The 17,982-nt window shown below is 70.8% G+C and carries 12 protein-coding genes; 9 read left to right on the plus strand and 3 right to left on the minus strand.

Annotated features, from left to right (window positions below; genetic code table 11):
• Positions 1 to 242 precede the first annotated feature (242 nt).
• Positions 243 to 2,666 (plus strand): glycoside hydrolase family 95 protein, encoded by a 2,424-nt coding sequence (locus E1292_RS19855; RefSeq protein WP_220446947.1) that lies wholly within the window; start codon positions 243 to 245, stop codon positions 2,664 to 2,666.
• Here the strand turns inward: E1292_RS19855 and E1292_RS19860 are convergent.
• A complete protein-coding gene (locus tag E1292_RS19860; RefSeq protein ID WP_220446948.1) occupies positions 2,653 to 3,750 on the minus strand; it encodes an FCD domain-containing protein in 1,098 nt (365 codons plus the stop codon). The genes E1292_RS19855 and E1292_RS19860 overlap by 14 nt on opposite strands.
• A 162-nt stretch (positions 3,751 to 3,912) precedes the next feature.
• Here E1292_RS19860 and E1292_RS19865 point away from each other — a divergent pair, with 162 nt between their 5' ends.
• The 8 genes from E1292_RS19865 (at position 3,913) to E1292_RS19900 (ending at position 16,514) form a co-directional block, all read left to right on the plus strand.
• Positions 3,913 to 5,184, plus strand: coding sequence for an ABC transporter substrate-binding protein (locus tag E1292_RS19865; RefSeq protein WP_132596721.1), 1,272 nt, complete (start codon positions 3,913 to 3,915; stop codon positions 5,182 to 5,184).
• On the plus strand, positions 5,181 to 6,110 hold the full coding sequence (locus E1292_RS19870; RefSeq protein ID WP_220446949.1) for a carbohydrate ABC transporter permease: 930 nt from the start codon (positions 5,181 to 5,183) through the stop codon (positions 6,108 to 6,110). Before E1292_RS19865 ends, E1292_RS19870 begins: the two co-directional genes overlap by 4 nt.
• Positions 6,107 to 6,913: a carbohydrate ABC transporter permease gene (locus tag E1292_RS19875; protein ID WP_220446950.1), complete on the plus strand. Its 807-nt coding sequence runs from the start codon at positions 6,107 to 6,109 to the stop codon at positions 6,911 to 6,913. Before E1292_RS19870 ends, E1292_RS19875 begins: the two co-directional genes overlap by 4 nt.
• Before the next feature lie 2 nt (positions 6,914 to 6,915).
• On the plus strand, positions 6,916 to 8,982 hold the full coding sequence (locus E1292_RS19880; protein WP_500690522.1) for a DUF8034 domain-containing protein: 2,067 nt from the start codon (positions 6,916 to 6,918) through the stop codon (positions 8,980 to 8,982).
• 8 nt (positions 8,983 to 8,990) lie between these two features.
• A complete protein-coding gene (locus E1292_RS19885) occupies positions 8,991 to 9,758 on the plus strand; it encodes an RraA family protein (protein ID WP_132596723.1) in 768 nt (255 codons plus the stop codon).
• Positions 9,758 to 11,590: a right-handed parallel beta-helix repeat-containing protein gene (locus E1292_RS19890; RefSeq protein ID WP_132596724.1), complete on the plus strand. Its 1,833-nt coding sequence runs from the start codon at positions 9,758 to 9,760 to the stop codon at positions 11,588 to 11,590. The genes E1292_RS19885 and E1292_RS19890 overlap by 1 nt, the downstream gene beginning before the upstream one ends.
• The gene (locus tag E1292_RS19895; protein WP_132596725.1) at positions 11,587 to 13,386 is read left to right on the plus strand and encodes a right-handed parallel beta-helix repeat-containing protein; all 1,800 of its coding nucleotides are present in this window, start codon (positions 11,587 to 11,589) and stop codon (positions 13,384 to 13,386) included. The genes E1292_RS19890 and E1292_RS19895 overlap by 4 nt, the downstream gene beginning before the upstream one ends.
• 92 nt (positions 13,387 to 13,478) lie before the next feature.
• Entirely contained in the window at positions 13,479 to 16,514 is a 3,036-nt protein-coding gene (locus tag E1292_RS19900) for a glycosyl hydrolase (protein WP_132596726.1), read from the plus strand.
• A gap of 151 nt (positions 16,515 to 16,665) precedes the next feature.
• Here the strand turns inward: E1292_RS19900 and E1292_RS19905 are convergent, their stop codons facing one another.
• Both E1292_RS19905 and E1292_RS19910 read right to left on the minus strand, forming a co-directional pair.
• On the minus strand, positions 16,666 to 17,430 hold the full coding sequence (locus tag E1292_RS19905) for an RpnC/YadD family protein (RefSeq protein ID WP_132596727.1): 765 nt from the start codon (positions 17,428 to 17,430) through the stop codon (positions 16,666 to 16,668).
• Positions 17,431 to 17,461: 31 nt separating this feature from the next.
• Positions 17,462 to 17,836 (minus strand): hypothetical protein, encoded by a 375-nt coding sequence (locus E1292_RS19910; protein ID WP_132596728.1) that lies wholly within the window; start codon positions 17,834 to 17,836, stop codon positions 17,462 to 17,464.
• Between the last annotated feature and the right edge of the window lie 146 nt (positions 17,837 to 17,982).

Raw genomic sequence — 17,982 nt, forward strand, 5'->3', positions numbered from 1 at the left:
GTTTCCGGACCGGAACCTAACATACATCCGATGTCGAAGCCAGGACTGAGGGAGGTATGGACATCAAGGCCCTCTTCGCGTAGACATACATCCTATGTTCGCGGTGAACGTCCGCTGAACAACTCGCCTTCGACGTCCCCGCGGTCCGAGAGACACCCGGACCCCCTGACGGCGCGATCGCCCTCATCGCTCTCACGACATCCCGCCCCGGCGGCGGCATGCGTTCTGGAAGAGGAGTAACGGTGACCAACGACGGCTACACACGACGAGGCGTGCTCGCGACGGGCTTAGGCGCCGCGGCCGGATCCGTGCTCGTGACCGGGGTGAGCGCCGGTCCGGCGCAGGCCGGGACGCGGCACGGCCCGGAGGGCAACCCGCTCACCCTCTGGTACACCCGCCCGGCCGAGGAGTGGCTCGAAGCGCTGCCCGTCGGCTGCGGGCGGATCGGCGCCATGGTGTTCGGCGGCGTGGCCACCGAACGGTTCCAGCTGAACGAGGACAGCATCTGGGCCGGCGGGCCGCACACCTACGACAACCCCGAGGCGCTGGCCGCCCTCCCGCAGATCCGGCAGTGGGTCTGGGAGGACAAGTGGCAGAAGGCGCAGAACCTGGCCGACGAGAAGTTCCTCGGCGTCCCGAGCGAGCAGGCGCCGTACCAGGTGCTCGGCGACCTCACCCTGACCTTCCCCGGCTCGGCCGGCTTCACCGGCTACCGGCGCGAGCTCGACCTGACCCGCGCCGTCACCACCGTGACCTACGTCCGCGACGGCGTCCGCCACACCCGCGAGGTCTTCGCCAGCAACCCCGGCCAGGTCATCGTCGTGCGGCACACCGCCGACAAGCCCGGCTCGGTGACGTTCCAGGCGGCCTTCTCCAGCCCGCAGACCACCACGACGGCCGCCGCGGGACGCGACACCATCGCCCTCGACGGCGTCAGCGGCGACACCCAGGGGCTCAGGGGCGAGGTGCGCTTCCGCGCCCTGGCCAGGGCCGAGGCGAAGGGCGGGACGGTCGGCACCGACGGCGGCACGCTCACCGTGACCGGCGCCGACGAGGTGACGTTGCTCATCTCCATGGGCTCCGGCTACCGCAGCTTCAAGGACGTCGGCGGCGACCCCGACGAGGTGGCCGAGCGGCATCTGAAGCGGGCCGCCGGGCAGCCGTACGAGGTGCTGCGGCGCAAGCACGTCCACGACTACCAGAAGCTGTTCGGGCGGGTCGAGATCGACCTCGGCACGTCGGAGGCGGTCGCGCTGCCGACCGGCGAGCGCATCGCCCGCCGCCAGCTCGACACCGACCCGCAGCTGGCCGCCCTCTACTTCCAGTACGGCCGCTACCTGCTGATCTCCTGCTCCCGGGCGCCGGGCCACGCGGCCAACCTGCAGGGCATCTGGAACGACTCCCTCACGCCGGCGTGGGAGTCGAAGTACACCATCAACATCAACTGCGAGATGAACTACTGGCCGGCCGGGCCCGGCAACCTCATCGAGTGCATGGACCCGCTGTTCGACCTGATCAGGGACCTGGCGGAGACCGGCGCGCGCACCGCCAGGACGCAGTACGGCGCGAAGGGCTGGGTCGCCCACCACAACACCGACGGCTGGCGCGGCACGGCGCCCGTGGACTTCGCCTTCTACGGCGTGTGGCCGACCGGCGGGGCGTGGCTGTGCCTGACGCTGTGGGAGCACTACCTCTACACCGGCGACGAGCGGCGGCTGCGCGAGCACTTCCCGCTCATCAAGGGCTCGGTGGAGTTCTTCCTCGACACCCTGCAGACCGACCCCAGGACCGGCTACCTGGTGACCAACCCCTCCCACTCGCCGGAGGTGGGCCACCACGAGGACGGCGGCGAGAACGTCAGCATCTGCGCCGGGCCCACCATGGACATGCAGATCCTGCGGGACCTGTTCGGCGCGTTCGCGGAGGCCTCGGAGGTCCTCGGGGTCGAGGAGGAGCTCCGCGCCAAGGCCGGCGAGGCCCGCGAGCGGCTCGTGCCCAACCAGGTGGGGCATCTCGGGCAGATCCAGGAGTGGCAGGAGGACTACCGCGGCGACGCCGCCCTGTCACGTAGCCGGCACATCTCCCACCTGTGGGGGCTGTTCCCCGGCCACCAGATCGACCCGCGCCTCTCCCCTGACCTGGCCCAGGCGGCCCGCCGGACGCTGGAGCTGCGCGGCGAGGCGGGTGCGGGATGGTCACTCGCCTGGAAGATCAACTTCTGGGCACGGCTGCTGGACGCCGCCGAGGCGTACAAGCGGCTGGGCAACCTGCTCGTGCCCGCGCGCACCGCGCCCAACATGTTCGACCTGCACCCGCCGTTCCAGATCGACGGGAACTTCGGCGGGGTCTCCGGGATCACGGAGATGCTGCTGCAGAGCCACGGCGACCAGGTGCACCTGCTGCCCGCCCTGCCCGCCGCATGGCCCGCCGGGTCGTACCGGGGGTTGCGGGCGCGCGGCGGGTTCGAGGTGGACCTCACGTGGGACGGCGGCGCCCTGCGGAGCGGCCGGATCCGCTCGGACCTCGGACGCAGGCTCACCCTCCGCACCGCCCGCCCGGTCACCGTCACGGAACGAGGCCGCCCGGTCAAGGTCGACCGGCCCGAACCCGGGGTCCTCGTCTTCGACACCCGCAAGGGCACGACGTACGAGCTCACCCCGGCCTGACGCCCTCCGGGCCCGGCGGGGCGGCGCCGGGCCGGGAGCGGGGACGGGTGCGGGAGGCCTCGCCGCGGGCGTGGGCGGCGAAGAGGCGGGCCGCCTCGTCCGGGTCGCCGGACGACAGGGCCGCCACCAGGTCGTCATGGTGACCGGCCATCGCCATCCAGTCGCCTTCGTACAGGGGGTTGCCCACCACGTGCAGGCTCCACAGGTTCGACTCGATGGTCCGCCACAACCGCAGCAGGAAGGAGTTGCCGCACGCGGCGCACACCCGCCGGTGGAAGGCGAGGTCCGCGTCTCTGAACGCTCCGATGTCGCCGTCGCCCGCCGCCCGCCGCATGGCCAGCACATCCCCCGCGAGCTGCTGCAACGTCTCGGGCTGGATGCGGACGGCGGCGCCGCGTGCGGCATACTCCTCCAGCAGCACCCTGATGTCACGCACCTCCCGGGCCTGCTCGTCGGAGATCTCCGCGACGTAGCTGCCCCGGTTGGGATAGGAGATGACCAGTCCTTCGTGCGCCAATCGCTTGATAGCCTCTCTCGCCGGGGCCTGGCTGGTGCCGACCCGGCGGGCGATCTCGGCCTCCACCAGCCGCTGCCCGGCCACGAGCTCTCCCGAGACGATCCAGCCGCGCAGCAGCGCGTAGACCCGGTCGGACAGCAGCTCCCTGGGCAGCACCTGGCTGGCGGGCGGCGCGATCTGCTGCTCCTGCCAGATGCGCGCGACCGTCGACTGCGACAGCCCGAGCTGCCTGGCCATCGAGCGGGTGGAGGGCACGGCGGAGCCATGGGCGGCGGCGATCACGCGTTCGGCCTCCTGCCGCTCGGTGCTGCGCGGCCGCCCGGGTCTCGGGGCGTCGGCCAGGCCGTCGAGGCCGCGCTCCACGAAGCGGGCGCGCCACTTCGCGACGGTCGCCGAGCTGACGGCGAGCCGGGACGCGATCTCCTTGCGCGACAGCCCGTCGGCGCACGCCAGCACGATGCGGCTGCGCAGGCCAAGCCCGCCGCCGGGCTCCTCCGCCCATGCCTCGAGCGTGGCGCGCTCCTCGGCGCCCATTACCAGCCGTTTGTCGTCAACGCGTCCAGTCACGCCCCAACTCTAACGTATTTATGACTCAGACGACCGCTGGAAACGTATTTGTAGCAGAGCATAACCCCTTGACCGACCCCGGTTACCAACGTATTAAATAATCGCTAATCGAGTATCGACCCATTAAAAAGGCGTCGCAGATCTCGCCCCCTTGGAGGTGCGATGCGGTCCCCCCGTTCATCCCTCGTCCTGTCAGGCATCGGATGCCTGCTCCTGCTCACCGGCTGCGGCGGGGGCGGCTTCGCCGGCGACTCCCAAGCACAGCAGAGCGAGGGCCGCCAGGTCACCGTCAGGATGCTGGTCAACATCAGCCCGAACCTCACGCAGGCGTACTGGGACGGCCTGGTCAAGCCGTTCGAGCAGGCGAACCCCGGCATCGACGTGAAGATCGAGGCGCCTACCGGCAAGGGCGTGGCCGACACGCTGCCGCAGCAGCTCGCCGCCGGCAACGCCCCCGACGTGGTCGAGACGCTGATGGCGGACGAGACGCTGGCCAAGCAGATGCTCGACCTGAGCGACCAGCCGTGGGCGAAGGACACGCCGCTGGTCGAGCAGGCCAAGCTGGGCGGCAGGATCTACACCGTCGGCGTCGGCGTGCAGGCCCAGTCGCTGGTCTTCTACAACAAGGCCGCCTTCGGCAAGGCCGGGATCGACAAGCCGCCGACCACGTGGGACGAGCTCGACGCGGCCATGGGCAAGCTCAAGGCGGCCGGCTACCTGCCGCTGCAGACCGGCGGCGACTTCCTGACCGGCCTGCAACTGCTCCAGCTCTCCAACCCCTCCCGCGCCCAGAACCACCCCACCTGGCAGCAGGACGTCAGCGCAGGCAAGATCAAGGCCGGCGAGTCGCTGCTGCCGTACCTGGAGCGCTACCACGGCTGGATCGGCAAGGGGTACGTCGACAAGAACGCCCTGGGCATGAAGTACGCCGACGCCGAAACCGCGTTCCTGTCCGGCAAGTCGGCCATGTACGTCATGGGCAGCTGGTTCACCGCCGCCGAGGCCAAGGCCGAGAAGGACTTCGAGGTCGGCGTCTTCCCGGCCCCGGTCGACAAGGGCCAGCAGTATCCCGGCCCGCAGGGCGCGACGCTCGCGGCACCCTACATGATCCTCAAGTCGAGCCCGCAGAAGGACGCGGCGCTCAAGCTGGTCCAGTGGCTCGTCACCGACCCGGCCGCGGTCAAGAGCCAGCTCAAGCAGGACGGCAACTTCCGCACCGGCGTCGAGCGCGCGTTCACCCCGCTCGAGAAGCAGGTGCAGGAGATCCTCGACCAGGCGCCGGCCGGCGTCCCGCAGGGCGAGGGCTACGGCGACGCCACCCTCCCCAAGGGCTTCAACTCCGCGTGGAACACCGAGGTCCAGGGCCTGTACGTGGGCAAGTCGCCCAAGGAGGTCGCCGAGGGCGTGGACCGCTGGCTGGCCGGACGATCATGACCCTCACCCGAGAAGCACCCGTCGCCACGGTGCGGGAGGCCCCACGGAAGCCCAGGCGGCACGACGGCCTGACGACCGCGCTGATGGCCGGCCCGGCCACCGTCCTCTACGTGGTGATGCTGGTCATCCCGGTCGGCCTGGCCTTCTACCTGAGCCTGACCGACTGGGACGGCTTCAGCGCCGACCCCGCCTTCGTCGGCGCCGCCAACTACGCGAGCCTGCTCGACGACCCCGAGCTGCGCCGCGCGGCCCTGGTCACCCTGCTGGTCGCGGCGGCGGGCACGGCCGGGCTCAACCTGCTCGGCCTCGGCTTCGCCCTCCTGGTTAACGGTGCCTCCCGGGCCAACACGTTCTTCCGCATCGTGCTGTTCTACCCGCACGTGCTCAGCGCCCTCGTGGTCGGCTTCCTCTGGTCGGCCATCCTCGGCACCACCGGCGCGGTCAACAACCTGGTGACCACGTGGGGCGGTGAGGTGCTGCCGTTCCTGTCCGACCCGGCCTGGGCCACCGTCACCATGATCGCGGTGCTGGTGTGGGCCGGGTTCGGTGTCAACGTGGTGCTCTACCTGGCCGGGCTCCAGGCGGTGCCGCACTCGCTGATCGAGGCCGCGAAGATCGACGGGGCGACCCGCCGGCAGGTGTTCAGGAACGTGACACTGCCCGCGCTGGGCCCGTCGGTGACGATCAACATCGTGCTGTCGCTGGTGACGCTGCTCAAGACGTACGACCTGGTGGTGTCGCTGACGGCGGGCGGCCCGGCCGGGCAGACCCAGACCGTCGCCTACCTCATCCTGTGGAACTCCTTCCACGACGCCCGCCTCGGCTTCGGCTCCGCCCAATCGGTGATCCTCATGCTGGTCACCGCGGCGCTCGCGTTCGTGGTGACCAGGCTGCGCCGGCGCGGCGAGATGGCGGTGCACCAGTGAGAAAGACCTTCCTCTGGGCGACCGTCGCCTTCATGCTGATCCCGCTCTACGTGCTGACCGTCAACGCGTTCAAGGGACAGCAGGAGATCCTCGGCAACCCGTTCGGCCTCGACGGCCTCACGCTGGAACCGCTCGGCAGGGCGCTGACGAACCCGCAGTTCGACGTGGTCAAGGGGTACGCGGTCACGCTGCTGTTCGTGGTGGCCGTCAACGTGCTGTCGGTGCTGCTGGCCGCGCCCGCCGCGTACACCATCGCGCGCAGCCCCAAGCGGCGCTTCCGGGTGCTCATGCTGTTCTTCCTGGCCGGGACGTTCATCCCGGGCCAGGTGCTGGTCATCCCGGTCGTGTACGTGCTCAAGACCCTCGGCCTCATGGGCACGATCCGCGGGTTCGTGTTGTTCGAGACCACGCTCACGCTGCCGTTCTCGATCTTCCTGTACGCCGGCTACATCGCCACCATCCCCGCCGTGCTCGACCAGGCGGCGGCCGTCGACGGGGCGGGCCGGCTGCGCACGTTCTGGCAGATCGTCTTCCCGCTGATGCGGCCCGCGGTCGCCACGATGGTCATCCTCAACACGTTCTCGGTGTGGAACGACTTCGTGAACCCGCAGATCATCCTGGGCCCCGGCAGCGGCCTCTACACGGTGACCACGGGCGTCTACGCCGCCGTCAGCCAGTACTCCACCGACTACACGGTGGTCTTCCCGACGCTGCTGCTGGCCATCGCCCCGCTCCTCGTCTTCTTCGTCCTCATGCAACGGCACATCATCAGCGGCCTCACCGCCGGGGCCACGAAAGGTTGAAGATGCGCGCAGTACCCCCCGAACCGGCGAACGATCCCTCCGCACACCCGGGACCCGCGAGCGATCCCTCTGCACACCCGGGACCCGCGAGCGATCCCTCTGCACACCCGGGACCCGCGAGCGATCCCTCTGCACACCCGGGACCCGCAAGCGATCCCTCTGTCACGGCGACCGTCCCGCTCGGCACGCCGCCCGCGTGGGCGGTGCTGGAGCGCCGCCTGTTCGACACGCTCGACGAGGCCTGGCGGGCCTTCGCCGCCCGCTACTGCGGCCCCGACGGTCGGCTCATCTACCACGGGCCGGCCGCCGACCGGGACGGCGCCGACGACTTCTACGAGGCGTTCTTCAACTGGCCGACGCTCTACCAGCTGGGCGGCGCGGACGACCTGCTGGACGCCGCCAAGCACCACTGGGAGGGCGTCACCACGCAGCTCACGGAGCTCGGCTACCTGGTGGACGAGTTCGAGCGCGGCTATGACTGGTTCCACCAGGGCGAGTCGCTGCTGCTGTTCTACGGCATCTGCGCGGCGGACCCGCGCGACGAACGTTTCCGGGCGCGGGCGCGCCGCTTCGCCGACCTCTACCTGCCCGGCTCGGCCAACTACGACGCCGAGCGCGACATCGTCCGCGCCCCGCACAACGGCGCCGGCGGCCCCCGCTACGGCCTGCAGTGGGAGTGGGCCTCGTACCACACCGACCTGGTCAGCATGCGGCCGTTCGGCCTGCCGCTGCGCGACCTGCCGGGCATCACGCGGTGGGAGGACCTGGCCGACCCGAGCAGCGCCGCCCGCATGGGCGCGGCGATGAGCGAGCGCATCGGCCGCGGCGACGTGGCCGTCAACCTGGCAGCGACCAGCCTGGCCGTCAACGCCTGGCTGTACGACGGTGACGAGCGATACCGCGACTGGGCGCTGCGTTACATCGGCGCCTGGCAGCGCAGGGCGGAGGCCAACGGCGGGATCCTGCCCGACAACGTCGGCCCGTCCGGCGTCGTCGGCGAGCTGCACGGCGGCCGCTGGTACGGCGGCAACTACGGCTGGCAGTGGCCGCACGGCATCTACAGCGTGGGCGCCGCCGCCGCGATCGCCGCGGTCAACGCCCACCTGCTGACCGGCGACGACGCCGCGCTCGCCATCGGCCGCGACCCTCTGGAGGCCGTGTACGGCCACGCCGTCCAGGCGAGCGTGACCGAGACGGACATGAGCATCAGCGACCGCTGGCTGGCCGAGCTCGGCGACGAGGCGGGCAAGCCCACCATGCTGGTGCCCAACCGGCACGACGACGAGGGCTGGTTCGACTTCCAGCCGCCGCAGCTGGGCCTGCCGGTCTGGCTCTGGCACGCGAGCCAGTCCGGCGGCGACGCCGACCGGCTCGACCGGCTGCGGGCCGGCTCCGGCTACGACTGGACGACCGTGCGCCCGTTCCGCAACAAGGAGGAGGCCGGGCACGAGGCGCCCTGGCTGGAGTTCCTGCGCGGCGCCAACCCCGGCTTCCCCGAGGCCATGCTGTCGGCGGCGCTCGGCCAGGTGCAGCGGCGCATGGCGCTCATCGACGCCGACACCGCGGACCTGTCCACCATCCACGTGCACCACTGGCAGCGGCTCAACCCGGTCGTCACGGAGGCTCTGCTGCAGCTGGCCACCGGCACCCCGCAGGTGCTCTACAACGGCGGGCTGCTGCCCGCCCGGCTCGCCTACTTCGACGCCGATCGCCGCCGTCCCGGCCTGCCCCCGGACGTGGCCGCGCTGGTCGACTCGGTACGCCCCGGCGCCACCGGCGTCGAGCTGGTCAACCTCAGCGTCGCCCGCACCCGCAGGGTCGTGGTGCAGGCGGGCGCGTTCGGCGAGCACCGTATCGACCGCGCGGTGGTCACCGCATCCGTGGACGGGTCCGGCGACGGCTACCCGGGTGACCCGCGCGCCTACACCCCTCCCCCGATCACCCAGGCCGGTCAGGAGGTGACGGTGGACGGTCCGCGCCTGCTCGTGGAGCTGCCGCCCGGCCGCCGCATCCGGCTCGACCTGCACACGACCGCGCGCGCCCGCACGCCGTCGCACCAGCACTACTGAGGAGTTTCATGGACGACGCCATCTGGGATCTGCCTGTTCGCGGGGAACTACCCGCCGAACCCGATCCCGCCCTGGTGGAGGGGCTGTCCCGGATCAGCGCGGCCACCGCCTGCGCCAAGCTGCACGCGCAGGGCATCCGGCGCACCTTCATCGAGGGACCGCGTCCCATCGCCCAAGGACAGAAGATCGCCGGCCGGGTGCGCACGCTGCAGTTCATGCCGCAGCGCGAGGACGTCGCCTCCGGGCTCGGCCAGGAGTACGTCGAGCGGCACACCGCCCTGTGGGCCGTCCTGGAGGAGATCCAGCCCGGTGACGTGCTGGTCGTGCAGGCGTACGGCAGCGCCTACACCGGGTGCTTCGGCGACATGCTGGTCCGCTACTTCAAGCGCAAGGGCGGCGCGGGCATCGTCGTCGACGGCCGGATCAGGGACCTGCCCAGGGTGGGCGGTCTCGGCCTGCCGATCTGGTCGACGGGCGCCACCCCCCACTACGCCTCGCAGGCGGAGCTGTTCCCGTGGGCGTACGACGTGCCGGTGGCCGTCGGCGGGACGCTCGCGCTGCCCGGCGACCTGTGCGTGGCCGACGACGACGGCGCGGTGATCGTGCCGCGCCGCCGCGCCCAGCAGGTGCTGGAGGCGGCCGCCGACCACGAGCAGTGGGAGCTCTACAGCCGCGCCCGCATCGAGGAAGGCGGGGCGCTTTCCGACTACTACCCCCTCACCCCCGAAACCCGCGCCGAGTACGAGCGGTGGCGGAACGTCAAGGAGAGCCAGTGATGTTCAGGTCTGTCGGAGCGATCGTCTTACTCATCGGCAGCGTAACCGCCCCCACCCCCAGCCCATCGGCGGCCGGGAAACCCACCTGTGACTACTACGTCTCCCCCTCGGGCGGCGACCGGGGCGACGGCAGTGACAAACGTCCGTGGAAGTCGATCGAGCAGGCCCGCGACGCCCTGCGGGCCGACAAGAGGCCCCAGAAGTGCGACATCGTGGTCAACGTGAAGGCCGGTGACTACGTCGTCGGCAAGACCATCGAGTTCACCGAGGCCGACTCGGGCGAGAACGGCCACACGATCACCTACCGCAGCGCGGACGGGCCGGGCAAGGCCCGCCTGCTCGGCGCCCAGCCGCTCACCGGCTGGCAGAAGTACAAGGACAACATCTACAAGACGAAGATCGACCGTAACTTCTACACGCTGTTCGAGGACGGCAAGCGCGCCACCACCGCCCGCCACCCGAACAGGACGAGCGACGACCTGTGGTCCCCCTACCTGTTCTCCATCCTCGGCGAGCCGGAGAAGGAGGCGGTGCGCCAGTGGCTGTACTTCAAGCCGGAGGACGTGCCGCAGGAGTGGGACGCCGACTTCGACCAGAACGCCCAGATCGTGGTCTGGTCGGGCGGCTCGTGGAGCTGGTTCACCGACACCGTGCCGCTGGGCGGCGCCGACTTCCGCAAGAACTTCTTCACGCTCAACCACTGGGCCCGCTACTCGTTCGTCAACAGCCGCAGCGGCTCGCGTTACTTCCTGCAGAACACGCTGCGCTTCCTCGACCAGCCGGGTGAGTACTACTTCGACTTCGCCAAGGGCGAGGTCTACTACTGGCCGCGCGGCTCGATCGACAAGGTCATGGCGCCGACGGTGAAGACGATCCTGCAGATCGCGGGCAGCACCCCCGAGCAGCGGGTGCAGGATCTCGCCTTCGACGGGCTGGCGCTGCAGTACAGCGACTTCGTGGACTGGTACCGCGCGGGCTGGATCAGCGAGGGAGACTCGGGCTACGTGCACGAGTATCCGGTCTACGACCGGCAGATCGAGATGCCGCGCAACCGGTTCGGCATGATCACGGTGACGAACTCGCGGGACATCGACCTGACCGGGCTGCGCCTGTCGGACAGCGGCTTCATGGGCGTCTACCTGCTGTTCGCCAACGAGCGGGTCAGGGTGTCGGACAGCCTGCTGGAGAACATCGGCGCCGACGGAATCAAGGTCGAGGGCGGCTACCCCGGCGAGGGTGACATCTCGGGGCACCACACGATCACGAACAACTACATCCACCACGTCGGCGAGCTGGTCCCCGGCGACGCGGCCGGCATCGAGCTGCTCAGCACGGGCAACAACGAGATCAGCCACATCAACGTCCGGCACAGCGCCCGCTACGGCATCAGCCTCGAGGTGCGGCCCGAGGTCAAGGACGAGGACAACTACGCCCGCAACAACCGCTTCTCCTACATCCGCATCGACGAGGCGGGGCTCGACAGCGGCGACATGGGCGCCTTCTACACCTACGGCGTCAGCAACACCGAACCGCACGAGATCGACAACCACGTCTCGCAGATGGTGATCGGCGACGTCATCAACGACCCGGCCGGCGCGATGCCGGACAGCGGCACCCGCGGCGTGCACATGGACGCCGGCGGCTGCGGCTTCTCCTTCGCCAACATCGAGGTCGGCGAGGTCAGCGACGACAAGTACCAGAGCTACCAGTGCAACGAGGTCACCAACGCCAACTGGGCGGACGGCTTCGACGCCTCGAAGATGGAGTACGACAAGATCGGCGTGACCGGCGCGTTCCCGTACCCGCTGCCGGAAGCGAAGGTGAAGCAGTGAAGGTCGCGGGCGCGGCGGTGGTCGTCCTGGCGGCGCTGGTCGTCGCCCCGGCCGCCGGCGCCCAGGCCCCGTGCAAGCCGACCGAGTTCTACGTCGCGCCCGATGGCGCGGACCGCGGGGCGGGCAACGCGCAGCGCCCGTGGAAGACGATCGAACACGCCCGCGACCAGGTCAGGGCCAAGAAGAAGCACCAGAAGTGCGACATCGTGGTCAACGTCAAGGCCGGTGACTACGTCGTCGAAGAGACCATCGAGTTCACCGAGGCCGACTCGGGAGAGAACGGCCACAGGATCATCTACCGCAGCGTGGACGGGCCGGGCAAGGCCCGCCTGCTCGGCGCCGAGCCGCTCACCGGCTGGGAGAAGCACAAGGGCGACATCTACAAGACCAAGGTCGACCGTGACTTCCACACGCTGTTCGAGGACGGCAAGCGCGCCACCACCGCCCGATTCCCCAACCGCAGGTCCGACGACGTGTGGGCGCCGTACCTCACCTCTGTGCTCAAGGAGCCGGAGAAGGAGGCGGTGCACCAGTGGCTCTACTCCAAGCCGGGCGAGTGGGACAAGAGCTGGAACCTCGACAACGCGCAGGTGACGGTCTGGTCGGGCGGCAGCTGGAGCTGGTTCACCGACACCGTCCCCATCCAGAACCCGTCGTGGGACGACAACCAGATCACCCTGGAACACTGGACGCGCTACGCCATGGTCAACAGCCGCGGCGGCTCGCGTTACTTCCTGCAGAACTCGCTGGACTTCCTCGACCAGCCCGGCGAGTACTTCTTCGACTTCGACAAGGGCGAGGTCTACTACTGGCCGCGCGGCTCGATCGACAAGGTCGTGGCGCCCACGGTGCAGACGATCGTCTCGCTGGCAGGCAGCACCCCGGACAAGCGGGTGCAGAACCTCACCTTCGACGGGCTGGCCCTGCAGTACAGCGACTTCGTCGGCTGGTACCGCAACGGCTGGATCAGCGCGGGCGACGCCGGAGTGCCGCACAAGTACCCCGAGTACGACCGGCAGATCGAGATGCCGCGCAACCGGTTCGGCGCGGTCACCCTCACCAACACCCGCCACATCGACCTGACCCGGCTGCGCATCGCCGACACCGGCTTCACGGCGGTCTACCTGCTGTTCGCCAACGACCACATCCGGATCTCCGACAGCCTGCTGGAGAACATCGGCGCCGACGGCATCAAGGTCGAGGGGCCGTACCCGGGTGAGGGCGACGTGGCCGGTCACAACGTCTTCACCAACAACTACATCCACCACGTCGGCGAGCTCGTGCCCGGCGACGCGGCCGGCGTCGAGCTCATGAACACCGGCGGCAACGAGGTCAGCCACACGGTCGTCCGGCACAGCGCCCGTTACGGCGTCAGCCTGGAGGTCCGCCCCGAGGTCAAGGACGGCGACGGCTACGCGCACGGCAACGTGTTCACGTACCTCCGCATCGAGGAGGCGGGCCTGGACAGCGGTGACATGGGCGCCTTCTACACCTACGGCGTCAGCAACAGCGACCCGCACCCGATCACCAACCACGTCTCCCAGGTCGTGATCGGCGACGTCATCCCCGACGCGTCGATGCCCGACAGCGGGACGCGAGGGGTGCACATGGACGCCGGCGGCTGCGGCTTCTCCTTCGCCAACATCGAGGTCGGCAAGGTGACCGACGACAAGTACCAGAGCTACCAGTGCAACGAGGTCACCAACGCCAACTGGGCGGACGGCTTCGACGCCTCGAAGATGGAGTACGACAAGATCGGCGTGACCGACGCCTTCCCGTACCCCGTCCCGAGTTAGACGGCGCCCGCGGGCGGCGGCCCATCCGCCGCCCGCGGGCGCATCCACCCGCCCTCGGGCGTCCGGGGGCACGGCCCGCTGGAGCACCCCCCATGAACGACCTGACACGCCGAGGCTTCCTCTTACTCGGCACCGCCGCGACCGCGCTCGCCCTCACCGATTCGCCCGCCTTCGCCACCCGCAGTCCGGGAAAGGCATGGTTAGCCCGGCCCGGCCGGTCCGTCCGGCCCATGGTGCGCTGGTGGTGGCCCGACGCCCACGTGGATCCCGCCGAGATCAGGCGGGAGATCGACCAGCTCGCCGCCGCCGGGTTCGGCGGCGCCGAGATCGCGGCGGTGCACCACAGCATCCGCGACAAGTCCGTGCTCGACCCGGCCGGCCACGGCTGGGGCACCCCCGCGTGGAACGCCGCCGTCGAGGCCGCGCTCGACCAGGCGGCCAGGCGCGGCATCCGCGTCGACCTGACCATCGGCCCGTCCTGGCCGGCCGCGGTGCCGTCCATCACCCCGGACAGCCCGGCCGCGGTCAAGGAACTCGCCCACGGCTCGGTCACCGTCGCCGCGGGCGCCACGTACGCGGGCGACGCCCCGCCCCCGGCCGTGCCGCCCGCCGAGGGCGTCACCGAGCGGAAACTGCTGCTCGTCCAGGCGGCCAGGATCGAGCCCGCCCACTCCACCGGCGACGAGACCGGCCTCGACCCCGCCTCCGTGCGGGAGGTGCCCGTCACCGGCGAGAGCGTCACCTGGACCGCGCCCGCCGACGGCGAGTGGGTGCTGATCTCCTACTGGGAGCGCGGCTCCGGCCAGCGTCCCGAGTCCGGCCCGCACACCGCGCCCGAGGCGTACGTGGTCGACCACTTCAGCGCGGCGGGCACCCGGGCGGTCATCGACCACTGGGAGTCGGAGCTGCTCACGCCCGCCGTGCGCCGGCTGCTGAGGAAGGCGGGCGGCGCGCTGTTCGAGGACTCCATCGAGATCGAGACCGACGCGCTGCCGTGGACGCCGGGGCTGCTGGAGGAGTTCGGGCGGCGGCGGGGCCACCCGCTCGCGCCCCTGCTGCCGGTGGTGCTGCTGGCGGAGGAGGACCCGGTCTTCGCGTACGAGGCCGCCATGACCAGGCACGCCCGCAAGGACTACTGGGACACGATCTCCGAGCTGTTCAACGAGCACCACTTCGCCGGGCTGCGCGACTGGGCCCACTCGCTCGGGCTGAAGTCGCGCGCGCAGCCGTACGGGCTGCGGACCGACGCCATCGCGGCGGCGGCCGTGCTGGACATCCCCGAGGGCGAATCGCTCGGGTTCAAGAACCTCGACGACTACCGCTGCCTGGCCGGCGGCCGGGACCTGGCGGGGCACGAGGTGCTGTCCAGCGAGGCGGGCGCGTACGCGGGCGGCGCCTACACCACGACGTGGACCAAGCTGCTCACCACCATGGGGGGCGCGTACGCGGCGGGGCTCAACCAGACGGTGCTGCACGGGTTCTCCTACGCGAGCGCGCCGGGGGCGGCCTGGCCGGGGTTCGCCGCGTTCACGCCGTACGACGGGACGGCCGGCTATTCCGAGTCGTGGGGGCCGCGCCAGCCCACCTGGCAACACATATCCGATATTTCAGGATATTTCGCCCGCGTCCACCAGGTCCTGCGGGAGGGCGTCCCCCGCGCCGACGTCGCCGTCCTGCGGCAGACCGGCTACACCAAGACCGGCATCGGCGCCTCCTGGTTCACCCGGGACGGCATCCCCACGGGCTGGACCCACCAGTTCGTCAGCGGCCCCCTGCTCGACCTGCCCGCCGCCCGCGTCTCCGGCGGCCGGCTCGCGCCGTCGGGCCCCGCCTACAAGGCGCTGTTCGTGGAGGGCGACAAGTTCTACGCGGGCGAGCCCACGATGACGGTGCCGGTGGCCGGGCGGCTGCTGGAGTACGCGCGGGCCGGGCTGCCCATCGTGCTGCTCGGCGCGTGGGAGTCGGCCTCGGTGCCGGGCCTGCCCGGGGACGGCGAGAACGAGCGGCTCCGCGAAATCGCCGCCGCGCTGCTGGCCGAGCCCACGGTGCGGCTGGTCGCCGACCAGGCGGACGTCCCCGGCGCGCTCGCCGACCTCGGCGTGCGGCCCGACGCGCGGTTCGACGTGCGGCCCGACATGCGGCCCGACGCGGGGCCCGACATGCGGCCCGACATGCGGCCCGACGCGGGGCCCGACGCGGAGCCCGACATGCGGCCCGCCACCCCGAGCACGCTGCTCACCCTGCGACGGGTGGCCGGGAAGATCGACTACTACTACCTGTGCAACGGCAAGCACGTCGAGAACCCCAAGCCGCCGGTCGCCCCGATCGACCACGACGTCACGCTGGCCCGAGCGGACCGCCACGGCATCCCGTACGTGCTGGACCCGTGGACCGGCCGCGCCGAGCGGATCGCGCTGTACACGGAGGAGCCCGACGGGATCCGCCTGCGGGTCGCCCTCCAGCCCGGGCAGGCCCGGATCGTCGCGATCGGACGGGCCGGGCTGTTCGGCGACCGTTCGGGCCGGCGCCCCCACGCCACCGCCACCGACGCGGACCGCGCCCTCTACTCCGGCGGCGACCTCGCCGTCCGGGCCGCCAAGGCGGGGACCTACACCACCGCCCTCTCCACCGGCCGCACCGTCACCACGGTCATCGGCGAGGTCCCCCCGCCCGTGGAGCTGTCGTCGTGGCGGCTCGAGGTCGAGGACTGGCGGCCGGGCGCCACCCCCGACCGGACGGACAAGGTCGTCCACGAGCTGAGCCTGGACGCCCTCCTCCCCTGGACGGAGATCCCCGAACTGGCCGACGTGTCGGGCATCGGGACCTACACCACCACGGTGGACCTGGACGGCCCGGCGTACCTGGAGCTGGGCGAGGTGACCGACACGTGCCGGGTACGCGTCAACGGCCGCCGCCTGGACCCGGTCGACCAGATCTCCCCGGTGGTGGACGCCGGCCCTTATCTCAGGCGCGGCACCAACACCATCGAGGTCGAGGTGGCCACCCCGCTCGGCAACCGGCTCAGGACGGCGGACCCGGACGTCTACGGCGGACTGAAACGGCAACCGTACGGGCTGAAGGGACCGGTCCGGCTGCTGCCGTACGGGGAGGAGCGGGTGCGCACCTGAACGACGGGACGCCGGTTCACACGCGCGAAGACGTTCTCGTTGCGACGCCTGGTGTCCTCGGTCGCCGCCGGAGCGTGGGCGTCGCGATGGTCGCATTCAGCTGCCACGGCGGTCCCTGCTGGAGTTCTTCCAGGGTGCGCCAACGGTGCTGTCAGCTCGGTTCGTGGAACAGGTCGGGGAGGGTCCGGGCGGTGGCTGCGCGGGTAGCCCAGGTTTCGAGCTGGGCCAGGTCGGTGCAGGAGGTGATCCGGGCGCGGACGTCGGCGGGGACGTCGAAGCCGCGGGCGGTCAGCACGAGCAGCACCAGCCTGCCCGCCTCTTCCGCCTTGCCCTCTGCTTTGCCTTCCGCTTTGCCTTCTTCGAGGCCGCGGCCGAAGTGTTCGCGGGCGAAAGGACTGTAGACCGGCCAGGTGGTGGACGTCATGATCTCCTCCACGAGGCGGCGTATTTCGGGCGTGGCCATGCTGTAGGCGTATTCATAGTACTGCGGAGCGTGTTCGTCGTGGGTGTCGGCGAGTGCCGTGGCAAACGCCTCGACGACTTTGCGGTTGAGGCCGTGGATCATGACGGACATGGCGGCGAGTTCCAGGTTGGCGGCGGCCTGCTGGGGGTCGGTGATGGCCGGCACGCCGTCAGGTCCCAGCACCGCGGGCAGCAGGCGGTAGCCGGTCGGTCCGGACTCGATGGGCTGCGCGTAGTGGGCGGCGGTGGCGCGGTCGGGGCACACGACCAGGACGGTGACGTCGCAGCCCAGTTGCAGCCAGGTGGCTGCGGCGTAGCGGGTGAGTTGCCGGGGGTCTTTGGACCTGCCCTGCTGGATTTCGACGATGACGGCGTGTGCGGGGCATTGCGGCGGCCCCACGGTGAAGATCAGATCGACTTCGATGTCGTCGGAGTTCACGAGGTCGGCGCGCACGCCGCCGAAGCCTTTTCCCACCCGGCCCTGGTCAGGCCTGGTGGAAAGGGTTGGGAGCGGCCAGTTGGGGGCGTGGATCCGGTCGGCGGTGTTGGCCGCGCAGTCCCTCGTGGCGCCCCGGCCGTGGTTCCGGGTCGAGGAGTCCGGCTGGCGGGGGGCATCGCTCGCCTTCCGGCTCTACCGGCAGCGTTCCCTTGGACGGTGACCTCGGAGCGCCCCACGCGATCCGCCGACCGGTCCGCTGCGTCATCCGGCGCGCCTGGTCGCAGCAGTCGCCGCGGATGCCGTCGTGGCAGAGGTCGACCGAGCGGGCGAGCTTGTTCGCGGTGTCGGAGTCGTAGTAGCGGCTGGGGTTGAGCGCGTAGAGCAGGGGGGCGATGGTGACCGCGCGCTGCGGGCCGGTCACCCGTACGTCGGCGGCTCGGCCTCAGTCGCTTCCGGCCTGTGGCGATGACGCGTCCTCCGCTTCCGGTGTCACACTGAGAACCCGCCAGCGCCCGCTCGACGCCCCCTCAGTGCTCCCCTCTGCGCCCCCTCTGCGCCCCTCTGCGC

It is taken from the genome of Nonomuraea deserti (assembly GCF_004348685.1).
Classification (GTDB): domain Bacteria; phylum Actinomycetota; class Actinomycetes; order Streptosporangiales; family Streptosporangiaceae; genus Nonomuraea; species Nonomuraea deserti.

What these genes read in the sequence shown, in the direction of transcription:
- E1292_RS19865 (WP_132596721.1), top strand. Translation starts at nt 3,913, where the DNA reads ATGCGGTCCCCCCGTTCATCCCTCGTCCTGTCAGGCATCGGATGCCTG.
- E1292_RS19870 (WP_220446949.1), top strand. Translation starts at nt 5,181, where the DNA reads ATGACCCTCACCCGAGAAGCACCCGTCGCCACGGTGCGGGAGGCCCCA.
- E1292_RS19880 (WP_500690522.1), top strand. Translation starts at nt 6,916, where the DNA reads ATGCGCGCAGTACCCCCCGAACCGGCGAACGATCCCTCCGCACACCCG.
- E1292_RS19885 (WP_132596723.1), top strand. Translation starts at nt 8,991, where the DNA reads ATGGACGACGCCATCTGGGATCTGCCTGTTCGCGGGGAACTACCCGCC.
- E1292_RS19890 (WP_132596724.1), top strand. Translation starts at nt 9,758, where the DNA reads ATGTTCAGGTCTGTCGGAGCGATCGTCTTACTCATCGGCAGCGTAACC.
- E1292_RS19900 (WP_132596726.1), top strand. Translation starts at nt 13,479, where the DNA reads ATGAACGACCTGACACGCCGAGGCTTCCTCTTACTCGGCACCGCCGCG.